The 18,255-nt window shown below is 70.9% G+C and carries 17 protein-coding genes; 8 read left to right on the plus strand and 9 right to left on the minus strand.

Features of this window, described 5'->3' with window-relative positions; genetic code table 11:
• The 4 genes from ACZ4VI_RS19985 to ACZ4VI_RS20000 form a co-directional block, all read right to left on the minus strand.
• Entirely contained in the window at positions 1-318 is a 318-nt protein-coding gene (locus tag ACZ4VI_RS19985) for a non-heme iron oxygenase ferredoxin subunit (RefSeq protein ID WP_468000835.1), read from the minus strand.
• On the minus strand, positions 318-1,499 hold the full coding sequence (gene sufD / locus ACZ4VI_RS19990; protein ID WP_468000836.1) for a Fe-S cluster assembly protein SufD: 1,182 nt from the start codon (positions 1,497-1,499) through the stop codon (positions 318-320). The genes ACZ4VI_RS19985 and sufD overlap by 1 nt, the downstream gene beginning before the upstream one ends.
• Positions 1,500-1,587: 88 nt before the next feature.
• The gene (gene sufB / locus ACZ4VI_RS19995; RefSeq protein WP_468000838.1) at positions 1,588-3,003 is read right to left on the minus strand and encodes a Fe-S cluster assembly protein SufB; all 1,416 of its coding nucleotides are present in this window, start codon (positions 3,001-3,003) and stop codon (positions 1,588-1,590) included.
• A complete protein-coding gene (locus ACZ4VI_RS20000; protein ID WP_468000840.1) occupies positions 3,000-3,740 on the minus strand; it encodes a helix-turn-helix transcriptional regulator in 741 nt (246 codons plus the stop codon). The genes sufB and ACZ4VI_RS20000 overlap by 4 nt, the downstream gene beginning before the upstream one ends.
• A 181-nt stretch (positions 3,741-3,921) precedes the next feature.
• On the opposite strand from ACZ4VI_RS20000, the gene ACZ4VI_RS20005 reads away from it, so the two are divergent.
• The 3 genes from ACZ4VI_RS20005 (at position 3,922) to ACZ4VI_RS20015 (ending at position 6,655) form a co-directional block, all read left to right on the plus strand.
• The gene (locus ACZ4VI_RS20005; protein ID WP_468000841.1) at positions 3,922-4,848 is read left to right on the plus strand and encodes an ABC transporter ATP-binding protein; all 927 of its coding nucleotides are present in this window, start codon (positions 3,922-3,924) and stop codon (positions 4,846-4,848) included.
• Entirely contained in the window at positions 4,845-5,612 is a 768-nt protein-coding gene (locus ACZ4VI_RS20010) for an ABC transporter permease (protein WP_468000843.1), read from the plus strand. Before ACZ4VI_RS20005 ends, ACZ4VI_RS20010 begins: the two co-directional genes overlap by 4 nt.
• 83 nt (positions 5,613-5,695) lie before the next feature.
• On the plus strand, positions 5,696-6,655 hold the full coding sequence (locus tag ACZ4VI_RS20015; RefSeq protein ID WP_468000845.1) for a COX15/CtaA family protein: 960 nt from the start codon (positions 5,696-5,698) through the stop codon (positions 6,653-6,655).
• Positions 6,656-6,690: 35 nt separating this feature from the next.
• Here the strand turns inward: ACZ4VI_RS20015 and ACZ4VI_RS20020 are convergent, their stop codons facing one another.
• The 3 genes from ACZ4VI_RS20020 to ACZ4VI_RS20030 form a co-directional block, all read right to left on the minus strand.
• On the minus strand, positions 6,691-7,782 hold the full coding sequence (locus tag ACZ4VI_RS20020) for an amidohydrolase family protein (RefSeq protein WP_468000846.1): 1,092 nt from the start codon (positions 7,780-7,782) through the stop codon (positions 6,691-6,693).
• An 84-nt stretch (positions 7,783-7,866) separates the two neighbouring features.
• Positions 7,867-8,199: a hypothetical protein gene (locus tag ACZ4VI_RS20025; RefSeq protein WP_468000848.1), complete on the minus strand. Its 333-nt coding sequence runs from the start codon at positions 8,197-8,199 to the stop codon at positions 7,867-7,869.
• Between the two features lie 93 nt (positions 8,200-8,292).
• Entirely contained in the window at positions 8,293-9,240 is a 948-nt protein-coding gene (locus tag ACZ4VI_RS20030) for a heme o synthase (RefSeq protein ID WP_468000849.1), read from the minus strand.
• Between the two features lie 319 nt (positions 9,241-9,559).
• Between ACZ4VI_RS20030 and tkt the strand changes: the two genes are divergently transcribed.
• Genes tkt through pgl form a run of 5 tightly spaced genes read left to right on the plus strand, consistent with a single transcriptional unit; the run spans position 9,560 to position 16,161 of the window.
• Entirely contained in the window at positions 9,560-11,647 is a 2,088-nt protein-coding gene (gene tkt, locus ACZ4VI_RS20035) for a transketolase (RefSeq protein WP_468000851.1), read from the plus strand.
• A 32-nt stretch (positions 11,648-11,679) separates the two neighbouring features.
• The gene (gene tal, locus ACZ4VI_RS20040; protein ID WP_468000853.1) at positions 11,680-12,798 is read left to right on the plus strand and encodes a transaldolase; all 1,119 of its coding nucleotides are present in this window, start codon (positions 11,680-11,682) and stop codon (positions 12,796-12,798) included.
• 5 nt (positions 12,799-12,803) lie between these two features.
• Positions 12,804-14,336 carry a glucose-6-phosphate dehydrogenase gene (zwf, locus tag ACZ4VI_RS20045; RefSeq protein ID WP_385150739.1) on the plus strand — a complete coding sequence of 511 codons (1,533 nt, stop codon included), beginning with the start codon at positions 12,804-12,806 and terminating at the stop codon, positions 14,334-14,336.
• A complete protein-coding gene (gene opcA / locus ACZ4VI_RS20050) occupies positions 14,333-15,382 on the plus strand; it encodes a glucose-6-phosphate dehydrogenase assembly protein OpcA (RefSeq protein WP_468000855.1) in 1,050 nt (349 codons plus the stop codon). The genes zwf and opcA overlap by 4 nt, the downstream gene beginning before the upstream one ends.
• Positions 15,379-16,161: a 6-phosphogluconolactonase gene (pgl, locus tag ACZ4VI_RS20055; RefSeq protein WP_468000856.1), complete on the plus strand. Its 783-nt coding sequence runs from the start codon at positions 15,379-15,381 to the stop codon at positions 16,159-16,161. The genes opcA and pgl overlap by 4 nt, the downstream gene beginning before the upstream one ends.
• Before the next feature lie 55 nt (positions 16,162-16,216).
• Here pgl and ACZ4VI_RS20060 read toward each other — a convergent pair whose 3' ends face one another.
• A complete protein-coding gene (locus tag ACZ4VI_RS20060) occupies positions 16,217-17,743 on the minus strand; it encodes a PH domain-containing protein (RefSeq protein WP_468000858.1) in 1,527 nt (508 codons plus the stop codon).
• Entirely contained in the window at positions 17,740-18,252 is a 513-nt protein-coding gene (locus tag ACZ4VI_RS20065; RefSeq protein WP_468000860.1) for a PH domain-containing protein, read from the minus strand. The genes ACZ4VI_RS20060 and ACZ4VI_RS20065 overlap by 4 nt, the downstream gene beginning before the upstream one ends.
• Between the last annotated feature and the right edge of the window lie 3 nt (positions 18,253-18,255).

Here is an 18,255-nt window from a genome sequence, read left to right on the forward strand (position 1 = left end):
TCAGGACTCCTGGGTGACGGAGACGAGCACATCGTCCCCTTCGATCTTTACGGGGTATACGGGGACGGGGCGCGTCGCGGGAAGGCCGGACGGCTTGCCGGTGCGGAGGTCGAACGAGGAGCCGTGCAGCCAGCACTCGATCTGGCAGTCCTCCACCTCGCCCTCGGAGAGGGAGACGTTCGCGTGCGAGCAGATGTCGTAGATCGCGAACACCTCGCCCTCGGTCTGGACGATGGACACCGGCGTGCCGTCGAGTTCCACCCGCTTCGGGGTGTCCTCCTCCAGCTCGCTCAGCGCACAGGCGCGTACGAAGGCCATCAGACGGACGCCTCCAGCTCGGCCTCGATCTTGGCGATGAGGCGCTCCTGGACGTCCGGCAGACCGATCTGCTGGACCAGCTCGGCGAAGAAGCCGCGGACGACGAGGCGGCGGGCCTCGGTCTCCGGGATGCCGCGGGCCATCAGGTAGAAGAGCTGCTCGTCGTCGAAGCGGCCGGTGGCCGAGGCGTGACCGGCGCCGACGATCTCGCCGGTCTCGATCTCCAGGTTCGGCACGGAGTCGACGCGGGCGCCGTCCGTCAGGACCAGGTTCCGGTTGAGCTCGTAGGTGTCGGTGCCCTCGGCCTTGGCCTCGATGAGGACGTCGCCGATCCAGACGGCGTGGGCGTCCTGGCCCTGCAGCGCGCCCTTGTAGGCCACGTTGGACTTGCAGTGCGGGGTGTTGTGGTCGACCAGGAGGCGGTGCTCCTGGTGCTGGCCCGCGTCGGTGAAGTACAGGCCGAAGAGCTCGGCCTCGCCGCCGGTGGCGGCGTACTGGACGCGCGGGTGGATGCGGACGACGTCGCCGCCGAAGGTCACCACGACCGACTTGAACGAGGCGTCACGGCCGACCAGCGCGTTGTGCTGGGCGACGTGGACGGCCTTCTCGTCCCAGTCCTGGACGGAGACGACGGTGAGCTTGGCGCCGTCGCCGAGCAGGTAGTCGACGTTGGCGGCGAGCACCGCGTCACCGGTGTGGTCGATGACCACGACGGCCTCGGCGAAGGCGCCGAGCTCGATGACCTGGTGGCCGAAGGCGACCCCGCCCTGGCCGTGCACCGCGATGCGGATCGGCTCGGTGAGGACGGCCTCCTTGGCGACGGTCACGACCGAGGCCTTCTCGAAGGAGGAGTACGCCTGGGCGGCGACGCGGTCGACGGGCGTGCCGGCCCTGCCGAGGCGTGCGTCGTCACGGCCGACGGTCTCCACGGTGACGCCCTCGGGGGCCTCCACCTCGACCCGGACGCCCTCGCCGGTCGCGACGGCGCTGCCGTCGTGCAGGCCGCGCAGGCGCTCCAGCGGGGTGAACCGCCACTCCTCCTCGCGACCGTGCGGGACCGGGAAGTCCGCGACGTCGAAGGACGGGGGCGCGCTCATGCGCGTGGCGACGGTGGACTCGGCGGCCACCGCGATCGAGCCGGCGGTGGTGGAGCCCGCCGGGATGTTCTGAGCCTCAGCCATGGCTGTCGTCTTGCTCTCTTCCTACGTTTCGATCCTCGGCCCGCCGCGTGGGCGGGCCGCTAGCTGGTGGTGGGGGTCGGTCGGCGCGTCAGCCGACGGCTCCCTCCATCTGCAGCTCGATCAGCCGGTTGAGCTCCAGGGCGTACTCCATCGGGAGCTCCTTGGCGATCGGCTCGACGAAGCCGCGCACGATCATCGCCATCGCCTCGAACTCGGTCATGCCGCGGCTCATCAGGTAGAACAGCTGGTCCTCGGAGACCTTGGAGACCGTGGCCTCGTGCCCCATGGAGACGTCGTCCTCGCGGACGTCGACGTACGGGTACGTGTCCGAGCGGGAGATCGTGTCGACGAGCAGCGCGTCGCAGAGCACGTTCGACTTGGCGCCCGGGGCACCCTCGCCGATCTCGATGAGACCGCGGTAGGAGGTGCGGCCGCCGCCTCGCGCCACCGACTTGGAGACGATGTTGGAGGAGGTGTTCGGAGCCATGTGGACCATCTTGGCGCCGGCGTCCTGGTGCTGGCCCTCGCCCGCGAAGGCGATGGACAGGGTCTCGCCCCTGGCGTGCTCGCCCATCAGGTAGACGGCCGGGTACTTCATGGTGACCTTGGAGCCGATGTTGCCGTCGACCCACTCCATGGTCGCGCCCTCGTAGGCCACGGCGCGCTTGGTGACCAGGTTGTAGACGTTGTTCGACCAGTTCTGGATCGTCGTGTAGCGGCAGCGGCCGCCCTTCTTCACGATGATCTCGACGACCGCGGAGTGCAGCGAGTCGGAGGAGTAGATCGGGGCGGTGCAGCCCTCGACGTAGTGGACGTAGGCGTCCTCGTCGACGATGATCAGCGTCCGCTCGAACTGGCCCATGTTCTCCGTGTTGATACGGAAGTAGGCCTGCAGCGGGATCTCGACGTGCACGCCCTTCGGCACGTAGATGAACGATCCGCCGGACCACACGGCCGTGTTCAGCGAGGCGAACTTGTTGTCGCCGACCGGGATGACCGTGCCGAAGTACTCACGGAAGAGCTCCGGGTGCTCCTTGAGCGCGGTGTCCGTGTCCAGGAAGATGACGCCCTGCTCCTCCAGGTCCTCGCGGATCTGGTGGTAGACGACCTCGGACTCGTACTGGGCCGCGACACCGGCGACGAGGCGCTGCTTCTCCGCCTCGGGGATGCCGAGCTTGTCGTACGTGTTCTTGATGTCCTCCGGCAGGTCCTCCCAGGACTCGGCCTGCTTCTCGGTGGAGCGCACGAAGTACTTGATGTTGTCGAAGTCGATGCCCGACAGGTCGGAGCCCCAGGTCGGCATGGGCTTCTTACCGAAGAGGCGCAGACCCTTCAGCCGCAGCTTCAGCATCCACTCGGGCTCGTTCTTCTTCGCGGAGATGTCGCGGACGACATCCTCGTTCAGGCCGCGCTTGGCAGCGGCACCGGCCGCGTCGGAGTCGGCCCAGCCGTACTCGTACCGACCCAGGCCCTCGAGCTCGGGGTGGCTGATCTCGGTGGTCATGCGGGGTTCCTCCCGGCCGTGCTTGCGGATGCTTCTGATGGGGTGGTCTGTGGGGCGCTGTGCGGGATGAACGTCGTGCAGACGCCGTCACCGTGGGCGATGGTGGCGAGACGCTGGACGTGCGTTCCCAGGAGGCGGGAGAAGATCTCCGTCTCCGCCTCGCACAGCTGGGGGTACTGCTCGGCGACATGGGCGACCGGGCAGTGGTGCTGGCAGAGCTGCTCGCCGACCGGCGCGTTCCGCGCAGTGGCAGCGTACCCGTCCTTGCTCAGCGCCCTGGCGAGCGCCTCGGTGCGCTGGTCGGGCGCCGCCGACTCGACGGCCGCCCGGTACGCCTCGGCCTGGTGCTCGAGACGGTCGCGGGCGAAGGCCGCGACGGCTGCCTCTCCAGCAGCCCCTCCGCCGGCGGACTTTTCGATCCACCGGAGCGCGTCCACGGCGAGCGAGTCGTACGACTGGTCGAAGGCGTCCCGGCCGCAGTCGGTCAGCGCGAAGACCTTGGCGGGACGGCCGCGCGTACGGGCTCCGTAGACCCGCTTCTCCCGGGCTTCGACGACGTTCTCCGCGACAAGCGAGTCCAGATGCCGACGCACGGCCGCCTGGGTGAGGCCGAGCCGCGTCGCCAGATCGGCGACGGTCGACGGGCCGTGGTCCAGGATGGAGCGCGCGACCCGGTTGCGCGTGGAGCGCTCACCGGTCGCGAGTTCCTCCACGGGGGCCTCGCCGACGTTTTTCACAACGCCATTGTTGCGTAATTCCTCGAAGAGTGACAAGCGAGCTCGGGAGAGGGGCACGGTGCCGTGCATCACTCAGGTAAGGCTTACCTGACCTGCGAAAATGATCATTCGTAGGACGAATACGAGCCGGATTCGGCCCCCGCGCCGGAGGGGCCCCGGAGCCCTCTCTAGACTTCCCCGCATGCGAAACGAGTCCGTCGTCCAGATCCGCGGCCTGGTCAAGCGGTACGGGACGAAGACCGCCGTCGACGGCCTCGACCTCGATGTCAGGGCGGGCACCGTGACCGCCGTCCTCGGCCCCAACGGGGCCGGGAAGACCACGACGATCGAGACCTGCGAGGGCTACCGCAGGGCCGACGCCGGCACCGTCCGCGTCCTCGACCTCGACCCGGTCGCCGACGCGGCCCGGCTGCGCCCCCGGATCGGCGTGATGCTCCAGTCCGGCGGCGTCTACTCCGGCGCCCGCGCCGACGAGATGCTGCGCCACATGGCGAAACTGCACGCCCACCCCCTGGACGTGGACGCCCTGATCGAGCGCCTCGGCCTCGGCTCCTGCGGCCGGACCACCTACCGCCGGCTCTCCGGCGGACAGCAGCAGCGCCTCGCGCTCGCCATGGCCGTCGTCGGCCGCCCCGAGCTGGTCTTCCTCGACGAGCCGACCGCCGGACTCGACCCCCAGGCCCGCCACGCGACCTGGGACCTCGTCCGCGAGCTGCGCACCGACGGCGCCACCGTCGTCCTCACCACCCACTTCATGCACGAGGCCGAGGAGCTGGCGGACGACGTCGCCATCGTCGACGCCGGCCGGGTCGCCGCCCAGGGCAGCCCCGACGCACTGTGCCGCGGCGGCGCCGAGAACACCCTGCGCTTCACCGGCCGCCCGGGGCTCGACCTCGGCTCGCTGCTCAAGGCCCTGCCCGACGGCACCCAGGCCGCCGAGCCGACCCGGGGGACGTACCGGATCACGGGCGAGGTGGGCCCCCAGCTGCTCGCGACCGTCACCACCTGGTGCGCCCAGCACGGCGTGATGCCGGACGGCATCGCGGTGGAGCGCCACACCCTCGAAGACGTCTTTCTTCAGCTGACCGGCAAGGAGCTGCGCGCATGAGCGGCGGTACGTACGCACCGAAGCCGGGAGCCGCGCCCGTCGGCCGGATGATCGCGGCGCAGACGGTCCTGGAGGCCAGGATGCTGCTGCGCAACGGCGAGCAGCTGCTCCTCACCGTGATCATCCCGTCGCTGCTGCTCGTGCTGTTCTCGACCGTCGACATCGTCGACACAGGAACGGACAAGGCCGTGGACTTCCTCGCGCCCGGCGTCCTCGCGCTCGCCGTGATGTCCACCGCCTTCACCGGCCAGGCCATCGCCACCGGCTTCGAGCGCCGCTACGGAGTCCTGAAGCGGCTCGGCGCCTCCCCGCTCCCCCGCTGGGCGCTGATGACCGCCAAGACGCTCTCGGTCCTGGTCACCGAGGTGCTCCAGGTCGTCCTGCTCACGGCGATCGCGCTGGGCCTCGGCTGGTCCCCGCAGGGCGGCCCGGTCTCCGTCCTGCTGCTGCTCGTCCTCGGCACGGCGGCTTTCTCGGGCCTCGGCCTGCTGATGGCGGGCACGCTGCGCGCGGAGGCGACGCTGGCCGCCGCGAACCTGGTCTTCCTGCTGCTCCTGGTGGGCGGCGGGGTGATCGTGCCGCTGGACCGGTTCCCCGACGCGGCCCGCTCCGTCCTGGAGCTGCTGCCGATCTCGGCGCTCTCGGACGGTCTGCGGGACGTGCTCCAGGGCGGCGCCCCGATGCCGTGGGGTGCCGCCGCGATCCTCGCGGTGTGGGCGGTCGTCGGCCTCGGCGCGGCGGCGAGGTTCTTCCGCTGGGAGTAGCGGGAGGGTGACGTTCCGGGGTGACATCACCCGTAACGACCCCCTCGTGAAAACGCGCACAAGCCCTCTCCTACGATAGGGCCGTGCTGACCCCACTCGCCTACATCGCCAAGCGCTGGACCCCGTCCCCCGAGACGCTCCGGCGCGCCGCGCTCTCCGCCGTCGTGATGAGCGTCCTCATCATCGTCACGGGAGGCGCGGTCCGGCTGACCGGCTCCGGTCTCGGCTGCGACACCTGGCCCAAGTGCACGGACGACAGCCTCATCGTGACGCCCGAGCAGGGCTACCGCGGCGCGATCGAGTTCGGCAACCGGATGCTGACGTACGTCCTGTCGGCGGCGGTCGGCTGGGCGATCATCGCCGCGCGGTCCACCAAGCCGTGGCGGCGCGGGCTGACGCGGCTCGGCTGGGCGCAGTTCTGGATCGTCGCGAGCAACGCGGTCCTGGGCGGCATCACGGTGTGGATGGGGCTCAACCCGTGGACGGTCGCCGGCCACTTCATCGCCGCCAACTCGCTCCTGACCGTCGCCGTGATCACCTGGCACCGGACCCGCGAGGGCGACACGACGCCCAGGCGCCGGGTGCCCGGCCCGGTGCGCAAGCTCTCCTGGGCGATCATCGCGGCCTCGGCCCTGCTGATCGTCCTCGGCACGGGCGTCACCGGATCGGGCAAGCACGCCGGTGACAGCAGCGACGTCCCGCGCATGCCATGGGACTGGACCGACGCCGCCCGCCTCCACGCCGTCTCCGCGTGGGTCGTCGTCGCGCTCGCGCTGGCGATGTGGCTGGTGCTGCGGGTGGTCGACGCCCCCGACGACACCCGGGCGCGCGCCCGTGACCTGCTGATCGTGCTGCTCGCCCAGGGCGGGATCGGCTACCTCCAGTACTTCACCGGTGTGCCCGAGGTCCTGGTCGGCGCCCACATGCTCGGCTCCGCGCTGATGTGGATCGCGGTCCTACGCCTGGCCCTCAGCCTGCGCGAACGCCCGCTCCCCACCCCCGAGATCCCGACCCAGACCGACCTGGCGCCGGCCACGGCGTAGACGAGGGCCACCGCCCACCCGTTGCTCGGCCGCTGTCAGCGGAGCCCGTACACCCGCCGCGCGTTGCCCGACGCGATCATCGTCGCGACGCGCTGCGCGTCGGTCAGGGACCAGGCGCCCTCGCCCACCCACTCCCCCAGCACGCGCGACAGCGCCCCGCGGAAGACGCTCGCCGCGACGACATGCAGCTCCGGCAGGGCGTGGGCCCCGCTGGAGAAGAGCAGCTTGCCGAAGGGGGCCAGCTCCAGGAGTTCGGCGAGGACGGCCGCCGCCCGGGCTCCGGTCCTGGCGAGGACGGAGCCGAGGTCGGCGTACACATGCGGATAGAGGCCCGTCAGCTGCGCCGTCTGCCGGTGGTACGGGTATCCGTGCAGGAGCACGACGTCGGTGCCCAGGCCGCTGGTGGACGCGGCGAAGTCCGCGAGCCCCGCCGGTTCCTCGGCCCCCACGTGCAGCTGGAGCGGCCGTCCCGAGGTGACGGCGACCCAGAGGAGATGGCGCAGCAGCACGGGGTCGGTGAGCCGGCCGCCCACCGCGCGCCCGGCCAGCCAGCGCCCCGCCGCTCCTCGTACCTCCCCGGGCCCCGGCGGTTCCGACGCCTGGGCGAGGCCGCGGCTCACCCCCGCCACGGAGGTGAAGGCGACGGCGGTCGCGGCGGCGCCGTGGACGGCCTCGGCGAGGTTGGCGAGGAGCGCCTCGACCGAGCCGGACGTGTCGGCGACCTGCTCGGCGAGCAGTTCGAGACGGACGATCTCGTGTGCGGCGGCGGCGCCTGTGGAGGCGATCTCGGCGGGGCCGGTCAGATCGCCCGGCAGCCCGGTGTCCACGAGATAGGTGGAGATGCCGGAGGCGCGCAGCAGCCGCCGCCCGGACTCCAGTACGCCCAGTTCGCGCCGGCGGGCGAGGTAGCGGGCCGGCGGGCAGTGCGGTTCGAGACCCAGCAGCGGCGGGCACCAGCGGCGCACCGCGAAGCCGGTCTGGGTGTCGAAGAAGGTGGTGCCGGACGCGGGCGGCGCAGCCCCTGCTCCGGCAGGCTTGCCCAGGTACGCCTCGAAGGTGCCGAGGCCGAGCTCCGTGCGGAGCACCCCGTGGCAGTACTGGTCCACCAGGCTCGGGGTCTCGATCATTCGGGGGGCTCCCTGCGTGGACGTTCTTCCACACGTCCTAACGGGTGAGCCCCACCCGAGGTTGTTGCCGAGCGCGCCGAACGGTCACGCGTTCGACGGGCCGCCGATCTGGATACCGGCCATGCGGGTCCACTCGTACGGACCGGTGACGACCTTAGCGGCGAACTCGCCGTCGAACTCGTCGTGGAGGGTCAGCCCGGCCTTCTCGGCGGCCTGCTGGGCGACGGCGTGCGTGGGGGCCACCAGGTCGCCCCAGCCGCCGTCCTCGCCGACGAGCACGATACGGGTGCCCATCTGGCCGATGTAGGCGAGCTGCCCCTCGGCGCCGCCGTGCTTCTTGGAGAACGCCTGGATCTGCTTGGCGAGCTTGGCCGCCTTGCGCTCGCCCTTGGTGTCCGCCTGCGTGGTGTCTGCCATGACACCGATGCTACCCAGCGGTAGATCCACTGGCGACGGCCGGGGCGTGTGGGCTGTCCCACGCGCTCCGGCCGTTGTTCAGGACCTGAGGAACTACCTCAGGAAGGGGTCGACCGCGACCGCCACGAAGAGCAGCGAGACATAGGTGATCGACCAGTGGAAGAGGCGCATCTCCTTGAGCTTCGCGCCCGTCGCGCCGTTCTTCGCGCGGTTCAGCAGCGCGTGCGCCTCCCAGAGCCACCAGCCGCCGGTGAGCAGCGCCACGGCCGTGTAGAACCAGCCGGTGTAGCCGAGCGGGGTCAGCAGCAGCGAGACGGCGACCATGACCCAGCTGTACGCGACGATCTGCCGGGCCACGACCTTGTTGGAGGCGAGGACCGGGAGCATGGGCACGCCCGCGCGCGCGTAGTCCTCCTTCACCTTCATCGACAGCGGCCAGTAGTGCGGCGGCGTCCAGAAGAAGATGACGAGGAAGAGGATGACCGCGGCCCACGACATCGAGTTGGTGACGGCCGACCAGCCGATCAGCACCGGCAGGCAGCCGGCGATGCCGCCCCAGACGATGTTCTGGGACGTGCGCCGCTTGAGGATCATCGTGTAGATCACGACGTAGAAGAGGAGCGCGCCGAGCGAGAGGGCGGCGGAGAGCCAGTTGACCAGGAGGCCGAACCAGACCGTGGAGACCACGGCGAGGGTGAGGCCGAAGACCAGGCCCTCACGGGGAGTGAGGACGCCGGTGACCAGCGGGCGCTGGGAGGTGCGGTCCATCAGCGCGTCGATGTCGCGGTCGATGTACATGTTGAGCGCGTTCGCGCCGCCGGCAGAGAGGTAGCCGCCGAAACAGGTGGCGAGTACCAGCCACATGTTCGGAACGCCCTGCTCGGCGAGGAACATCACCGGAACGGTCGTGATGAGCAGCAGCTCGATGATCCGCGGCTTGGTCAGCGCCACGAACGCCTTGACGCGAGCCCCGAACGGCCGATGGCCCCCCGGGCTGGGAGTCAAGACGACCCCTGCGGGTCGGGACTCGACGGCCGTCACGCACACCCCTGACAGAGAAATTCCCAGCAAGCTCCCCGGATGAAGACGGGGTGAAGACTTGCGCGTACCACGCCACTGTAGACGTTGCCCATACGCCGATCTTCGCGGGGGTGGGGTCGTGTTGAGGGCCCTCGTCCCAAGGGATGGACAGCACTCGGGAGGCGAAGTGACAGAGTGACCCGCACTCTTGCCGTGTCTTCTGTTTTCCGGGGCGCGCACTCGAAAAGATGGACGTCATGACGGGGGTAGGCTCGACAACGCCGGTACACCCTCAGTCACCGGCTTCCCGTACATGTGTGGAGAGGAGCCCTGACTCAGGGTGAGCACTAAGCCGACCACCACAGACCTCGAGTGGACCGAATTGGACCAGCGGGCCGTGGACACCGCCCGCATCCTGGCCGCGGACGCCGTACAGAAGGTCGGCAACGGCCATCCCGGTACGGCCATGAGCCTGGCGCCCGCCGCGTACACCCTCTTCCAGAAGGTGATGCGACACGACCCGGCCGACCCGGAGTGGGTGGGGCGCGACCGTTTCGTACTCTCCGCCGGTCACTCGTCCCTGACCCTCTACACCCAGCTGTACCTGGGGGGCTTCGGGCTCGAGCTGGACGACCTGAAGGCGTTCCGCACCTGGGGCTCGAAGACCCCGGGTCACCCGGAGTACGGACACACCGCGGGTGTCGAGACGACGACCGGCCCGCTGGGCCAGGGTGTCGCCAACGCCGTGGGCATGGCGATGGCCGCCCGCTACGAGCGCGGTCTGTTCGACCCGGAGGCGGCCCCCGGCACCTCCCCGTTCGACCACAACGTCTACGTGATCGCCGGTGACGGCTGCCTCCAGGAGGGCATCTCCGCCGAGGCGTCCTCGCTCGCCGGTCACCAGAAGCTCGGCAACCTGATCCTGCTGTGGGACGACAACCACATCTCGATCGAGGGCGACACCGAGACGGCCGTGTCCGAGGACACGATGAAGCGGTACGAGGCGTACGGCTGGCACGTCCAGCGCGTCGAGCCGCAGGCCAACGGCGACCTGGACCCGGCCGCGCTGTTCGCGGCGGTCAAGGCCGCCGAGGCCGAGACCGAGCGTCCGTCGTTCATCGCGATGCGCTCGATCATCGCCTGGCCCGCCCCGAACGCCCAGAACACCGAGGCCGCGCACGGCTCGGCGCTCGGCGACGAGGAGATCGCGGCCACCAAGCGCGTCCTCGGCTTCGACCCGGAGCAGACCTTCGAGGTCACCGGCGAGGTCATCGGTCACACCCGCTCGCTCGGCGACCGTGGCCGTGAGGCCCGCGCCGCGTGGGAGAAGTCCCTCGCCGAGTGGCGTACGGCCAACCCGGAGCGGGCCGCGGAGTTCGACCGTATCCAGGCGAACGAGCTGCCCGAGGGCTGGGAGTCGCACATCCCGGTCTTCGAGGCGGGCAAGGGTGTCGCCACCCGCGCCGCGTCCGGCAAGGTCCTCCAGTCGCTCGGCGCCGTCATCCCGGAGCTGTGGGGCGGCTCGGCCGACCTGGCCGGCTCGAACAACACGACGATCGACAAGACCTCGTCGTTCCTGCCCGAGGGCAACCCGCTGCCCGAGGCGAACAAGTACGGCCGCACGATCCACTTCGGCATCCGCGAGCACTCCATGGCCGCGGAGATGAACGGCATCGCGCTGCACGGCAACACCCGTGTCTACGGCGGCACCTTCCTGGTGTTCTCCGACTACATGCGCAACGCCGTGCGGCTGTCCGCGCTGATGCACCTGCCGGTGACGTACGTCTGGACCCACGACTCGATCGGTCTGGGCGAGGACGGCCCGACGCACCAGCCGGTGGAGCACCTGGCGTCGCTGCGCGCGATCCCCGGGCTGAACATCGTCCGCCCGGCGGACGCCAACGAGACCGCCATCGCCTGGCGCGAGATCGTCAAGCGCCACACCCGCGTGTTCGGCGAGGGGGCCCCGCACGGCCTCGCGCTGACCCGCCAGGGTGTGCCGACGTACGCGCCGAACGAGGACACGGCCAAGGGCGGTTACGTCCTGCTCGACGCCGAAGGCGGCGAGGCACAGGTCGTCCTTATCGGCACCGGCTCCGAGGTGCACCTGGCCGTCGAGGCCCGGGAGCAGCTCCAGGCCGCCGGCGTCCCGACCCGTGTGGTCTCGATGCCGTCCGTCGAGTGGTTCGAGGAGCAGGACCAGGCGTACAAGGACTCCGTCCTGCCGCCGTCGGTGAAGGCGCGCGTGGCCGTCGAGGCCGGTATCGGTCTCACCTGGCACAAGTACGTCGGCGACGCCGGCCGGATCGTCTCGCTGGAGCACTTCGGTGCCTCGGCCGACGCGAAGGTCCTCTTCCGCGAGTTCGGCTTCACGCCGGAGGCCATCACCGCCGCCGCCAGGGAATCTCTCGCCGCCGCCGCGCGCTGACGCACTTAGACACGACTTTTGGAGAACCTCTCATGACAGACGCTCTCAAGCGCCTCTCCGACGAAGGCGTCGCGATCTGGCTGGACGACCTCTCGCGTCAGCGGATCACGTCCGGCAACCTGGCCGAGCTCATCGACCAGCAGCACGTGGTGGGTGTCACCACCAACCCGTCCATCTTCCAGAAGGCGATCTCGGAGGGCCACGGTTACGACCAGCAGCTCGCCGACCTCGCCGCGCGCAAGGTGACCGTGGACGAGGCCATCCGCATGATCACGACGGCTGACGTGAGGGACGCCGCCGACATCCTGCGCCCGGTCTTCGACGCCACGGACGGCCAGGACGGCCGGGTCTCGATCGAGGTCGACCCCCGGCTCGCCCACAACACGGCGGCCACCATCGCCGAGGCCAAGCAGCTCGCCTGGCTGGTCGACCGTCCCAACACGCTCATCAAGATCCCGGCCACCAAGGCGGGTCTGCCGGCGATCACCGAGGTCATCGGCCTCGGCATCAGCGTCAACGTGACGCTGATCTTCTCGCTCGAGCGTTACCGCGCGGTCATGGACGCCTACCTGGCGGGCCTGGAGAAGGCCAGGGAGCGCGGCCTGGACATCTCCCTGATCCACTCCGTGGCCTCCTTCTTCGTCTCCCGGGTGGACTCGGAGATCGACAAGCGCCTGACCGCGATCGGCACGGACGAGGCCACGGCCCTCAAGGGCAAGGCCGCCCTCGCCAACGCCCGGCTGGCGTACGAGGCGTACGAAGAGGTGTTCTCGAGCGAGCGCTGGGCCGCCCTGGACAGGGCGCAGGCCAACAAGCAGCGTCCGCTGTGGGCCTCGACCGGCGTCAAGGACCCGGCGTACAAGGACACCCTGTACGTCGTCGACCTGGTCGCGCCCGGCACGGTCAACACCATGCCCGAGGCGACGATGGAGGCCACCGCCGACCACGGTGAGGTCACCGGCGACACCGTGCGCGGCACCTACGAGCAGTCCCGCGCCGAGCTGGAGGCCGTCGAGAAGCTCGGCATCAGCTACGACGACGTGGTGCAGCTGCTCGAGGACGAGGGCGTCGAGAAGTTCGAGGCGTCCTGGAACGACCTGCTCAAGTCGACCGAGGCGGAGCTTGAGCGCCTCGCACCTTCGGAGGCGTAAGCACTTTGAGCGCAGTCCACGGAGCCAACCCGCTCCGTGACGCCGCAGACCGACGGCTCCCGCGCATCGCGGGGCCGTCGGGCCTGGTGATCTTTGGCGTCACGGGCGATTTGTCCCGTAAGAAGCTGATGCCTGCCGTCTACGACCTGGCCAACCGCGGCCTGCTGCCGCCGGGCTTCTCGCTCATCGGCTTCGCGCGCCGCGAGTGGCAGGACGAGGACTTCGCGCAGGAGGTCTACGAGGCCGTCAAGCAGCACGCGCGCACCCCGTTCCGCGAGGAGGTGTGGCAGCAGCTGATCCAGGGGATGCGGTTCGTCCAGGGCGACTTCGATGACGACGACGCCTTCGAGAAGTTGAAGTCCACCGTCGAGGAGCTGGACAAGGCGCAGGGCACCGGCGGCAATTTCGCCTTCTACCTGTCCGTGCCGCCGAAGTTCTTCCCTCTTGTCGTCCAGCAGCTGAAGAAGCACGGCCTGGCCGACCAGAAGAACGGCTCCTGGCGCCGCGCGGTCATCGAGAAGCCGTTCGGCCACGACCTGGTCTCCGCCAAGGAGCTCAACGAGGTCGTCCACGAGGTCTTCCCGCCCGAGGCGGTCTTCCGGATCGACCACTACCTGGGCAAGGAGACCGTCCAGAACATCCTGGCGCTCCGCTTCGCCAACACGCTCTTCGAGCCGATCTGGAACCGGTCGTACGTCGACCACGTGCAGATCACCATGGCCGAGGACATCGGCATCGGCGGCCGCGCCGGCTACTACGACGGCATCGGCGCCGCCCGTGACGTCATCCAGAACCACCTCCTCCAGCTGCTCGCGCTGACCGCGATGGAGGAGCCCGCCTCCTTCGACGCGGACGCGCTCGCGGCCGAGAAGACCAAGGTGCTCGGCGCGGTGAAGCTGCCGAAGGACCTGGGTGCTTCGACCGTGCGCGGTCAGTACGCGCCGGGCTGGCAGGGCGGCGCGAAGGCCGTCGGCTATCTCCAGGAGGACGGGATCGACCCCAAGTCGAAGACCGACACCTTCGCGGCCATCAAGCTGGAGATCGACAACCGCCGCTGGGCGGGCGTCCCCTTCTATCTCCGTACCGGCAAGCGGCTCGGCCGCCGCGTCACCGAGATCGCGGTGGTCTTCCAGCGCGCGCCGCACTCCCCCTTCGACAAGACGGCGACGGAGGAGCTGGGCCAGAACGCCCTGGTCATCCGCGTCCAGCCGGACGAGGGCGTGACCATGCGGTTCGGCTCCAAGGTGCCGGGCACCTCGATGGAGGTCCGGGACGTGTCGATGGACTTCGCCTACGGCGAGTCCTTCACGGAGTCCAGCCCCGAGGCGTACGAGCGGCTCATCCTCGATGTGCTGCTCGGCGACTCGAACCTCTTCCCGCGCGTCGAGGAGGTCGAGCTCTCCTGGAAGATCCTCGACCCGATCGAGCAGTACTGGGACAAGCACGGCAAGCCGGCGCAGTACCAGTCCGGGACCTGGGGTCCGGTCGAGGCGGACGAGATGCTCGCACGAGACGGACGGAGCTGGCGCCGGCCATGAAGACCGACCTGACGGACACCACGTCCAGCAAGATCAACAAGGCGCTGGTGCTCGGGCGGCGTGCCATCGGCACGCCCGCCGTCGGCATGGTGCTCACCCTCGTCATCGTCACCGACGAGGAGAACGCCTACGACGCGCTCAAGGCGGCCAACGACGCGTCCCGCGAACACCCTTCGCGGACGCTGGTGGTCATCAAGCGCGCCTCGCGTTCGCCGCGCGACCGCGCGAAGGCGCGGCTCGACGCCGAGGTCCGCCTCGGCGCCGACGCCAGCACAGGCGAAACGGTTGTCCTCCGGCTGTACGGCGAGGTCGCCGACCACGCCCAGTCGGTGGTCCTTCCGCTGCTCCTGCCGGACGCGCCCACCGTCGTCTGGTGGCCGGTCAACGCCCCGGCCGACCCGGCGAACGACCCGCTGGGCGCGCTCGCCCAGCGCCGGGTGACCGACACGTACGCCTCCGAGCAGCCGATCCACGAGCTGACCGGGCGCGCGGACACCTACACCCCGGGCGACACGGATCTGGCCTGGACCCGGATCACCCCGTGGCGTTCGATGCTGGCCGCCGCGCTCGACCAGGTCGTGTGCGAGGTCACCTCCGCCGAGGTGGAGGGCGAGGAGTTCAACCCGAGCGTCGAGCTGCTCGCCATGTGGCTGGCGGACCGGCTGAAGGTGCCGGTACGCCGGTCCACCTCACCGGGCCCCGGGCTCACCTCCGTACGGATGGAGTCCACCTGCGGGCCGATCGTGCTCGACCGGCCGGACGGCTCGCTGGCGACGCTCTCCATCCAGGGGCAGCCGGACCGTGGCGTGGCGCTCAAGCGCCGCGAGACGGCCGAGCTGATCGCGGAGGAGCTGCGGCGGCTCGACCCGGACGACACGTACGCCTCGGCGCTGCGGTTCGGGCTCGACCGGCTGGACGAGGCGGCGGCGGTGACCGCCCCCGAACCCGCCGAGGAGGCGCCGGCCGCCGAGGAGGCGCCGGCCGCCGAGGTCAAGGCTCCGCCCGCCGCGAAGAAGGCACCGGCCAGGAAGGCGGCGGCCAAGTGAGCACCCCGCAGCTCGTCGTCCACCGCGACAAGGAGCTGATGGCCCAGGCCGCGGCGGCCCGGCTGATCACCCGGATCGTGGACGCCCAGGCCACCCGCGGCTCGGCGTCCGTGGTACTCACGGGCGGCCGCAACGGCAACGGGGTGCTCGCGGCGCTCGGTTCGGCCCCCGCGCGGGACGCGATCGACTGGTCGCGGCTCGATCTGTGGTGGGGCGACGAGCGGTTCCTGCCCGAGGGCGATCCGGAGCGCAATGTCACCCAGGCCCGTGCGGCGCTGCTCGACAGCGTTCCGCTGGACCCGGCGCGGGTGCACGCGATGCCGGCCTCGGACGGGCCGTACGGCAATGACGTCGAGGCCGCCGCCGAGGCGTACGCGGCCGAACTGGCCGCGGCCGCCGGTCCCGAGGACCTTGGATCGGTGCCGGGCTTCGACGTGCTGATGCTGGGTGTCGGGCCCGACACGCATGTGGCCTCGCTCTTCCCGGAGCTTCCGGCGGTGCGCGAGACCGAGCGCACGGTGGTGGGCGTGCACGGCGCGCCGAAGCCGCCGCCGACCCGGATCTCGCTGACGCTGCCGGCGATCCGCGCCGCGCGTGAGGTCTGGCTGCTCGCGGCCGGCGAGGACAAGGCGAAGGCCGCGGCCATCGCGCTGTCCGGGGCGGGCGAGATCCAGGCCCCGGCGGCGGGCGCCTACGGCCGCTCGCGCACGCTCTGGCTGCTCGACGCGGCGGCCGCCTCGGAGCTGCCGCGCGCGCTGTATCCACCGGCTTCGCCCTGACGTCCTTCGGTCCGGCGTCCGGCTTCGGCCTGACGGAAGCTCAGGGAGGCCCGGTTCACCGCGCGGTGGGCCGGGCCTCCGGCATTTCCCGTACGTGTTCCAGGAAGGGGCCGAGAAGGTCGGGCACCGCCTCGGCGGCGAAGGTGAGGCCCTCGCCCTGCCCGGCGTCGTAGATGTCGTACGCGCCCGTGCCCGCCGCGGTCGTCGCGGTGAGCGTGAGCAGGCCCGCGCGGCGCTGGAAGTACGACTGCTTGACGGTCCATCCGATGACACCGCCGCGCTGGAGGGCGACCGTGGTCCGGCGGATCGTGCCGGACCGGGCCACCAGATAGTCGCCGCTGACGCCGTGCCCGAGGTTGCGGTAGGCGTCGCGGGCGAACACCACGGCGAGCGTGCCGAGAACGAGGGCGCAGCCGACGGCGACGTAGACCAGGTCGGGGGTGAGCAGCGCCCCGAGGACGCCGAGGACCACGACCGGCCCGAACGCGCTCCACAGGGCCCAGCGCAGCCGCCGGGTGCGGGCGGCGCGTGGATGGACGATGAGCGGCGCGCTCGTCGGGGGCTCGGACTCGCGCAGCACCTGTGCGGCGACCCGGTCGGCGACCGCGCGGGGCGCCGCGGGCAGCAGGGTCTTGTTCTCGGCGTGCCTGTCCTCCTCGTCCTCGGCGAGTCCGGTGGCGACGGCGTCGACGCGGGCGGCCCGGCACATCCGTACGCCCAGCGGCTCGACCAGTTCGACGCCGCGCAGGCGTCGTTCCTCGATGGAGATCGAGCGGGCGGTGAACAGTCCGCGGCGGACCCGCAGGGTGCCGCCGGGCTCGCGCTCCAGGCGGTAGTTCCACCACATCTCGACCCAGAGGCCGAGGGCGCCGACGGTGCCGGCGAGGACGGCAAGGGCGACGAGGACGAGGATCATCGAGAGGACCGAGGTGTCCTGGAAGCGGTCCCCTATCCACTCGACGACCTCGTCCTGGGCGCCGAACCACTCGCTGACCTGCATCACGGCACCGGCCGCCGCGCCGCCGAACAGCACGGCGACGAAGGAGACCGGGGCGTAGCGGATCCAGCGCGGGTCGAGCGCGGCGAGGGCGCCGTCGTGGCGGGTGTCCTCGGTGCCGGTGAGCGTCCGCGCGAGCAGCTCGCGGCGGAGCCGCTCGCCCTCGGCCCGGGTGACCGGGTCGAGTTCGAGCGTGGACTCGCCGCCGCCGTTGTGCTCGCCGGTGCCGATGCGGACCTTGACCAGGCCGAGGACACGCAGCAGCGGGTTGGCGGTCAGGTCGACGCTGCGGATGCGTTCGCGGGCCAGCGAGCGGCGTTTGACCAGCAATAGTCCGGTGTGGAGTTCGGCTCGTTCGGCGCCGATGCGGTAGCGGGTGCGCCGCCAGCGGACGTAGTCGGCCGCCGACCCGCCGCCGATGAGGAGCACCGCCCCGGCGGCGATCCAGCCGATGGCCCGCGCGGCGGACATGCCGTTGGTCAGGCCGAAGAACGTGGGCAGGGCGGCACCGCCGGCGACGCCCGCGAGAACGGCGGCGGTGACCAGGACCGTACGGGGGTCGAGGCGGCGCCACTCCTCGCTCATGTGGCGTCTCCGGGGGTGGCCTGCGTGATGCGGGTGAGCTTCTCGGCGAGATCCGCGGCGAGTTCGTGGTCGAGGCCCTCGATGCGGATCGCGCCCTTGGAGGAGGCGGTGGTCACGGTGACCGTGGCGAGCCGGAAGAGCTGCTCCAGCGGTCCCCTGACCGTGTCGACGGTCTGGATCCGGGACATGGGCGCGATCCGCCACTCCTGCCAGAAGGCCCCCGTGCGGACGTAGACGGCGTCCTCGGTGACCTCCCAGCGGTGGACCCGGAACCACCAGGAGGGGAAGAACGCGGTGCAGGCGAGGCCGAGGGCCGCCAGGAGCGCGGCGGGCAGCCACAGCCAGAACCGGGCCGGCTCGATGAGCGCCCCGAGGACGGCGAGGACCGCCACGGGCATGGCGGTGGTCAGCAGCCACTGGGTGCGCCACCAGCCGACGGCCCGCTGGCTCAGCGTGTTGTTCGGCGGCCTCAGCCGCACCTCGCCCGGCACCACGTTCTCCCCCCTCATCGT

It is taken from the genome of Streptomyces sp. NPDC029169 (assembly GCF_055563935.1).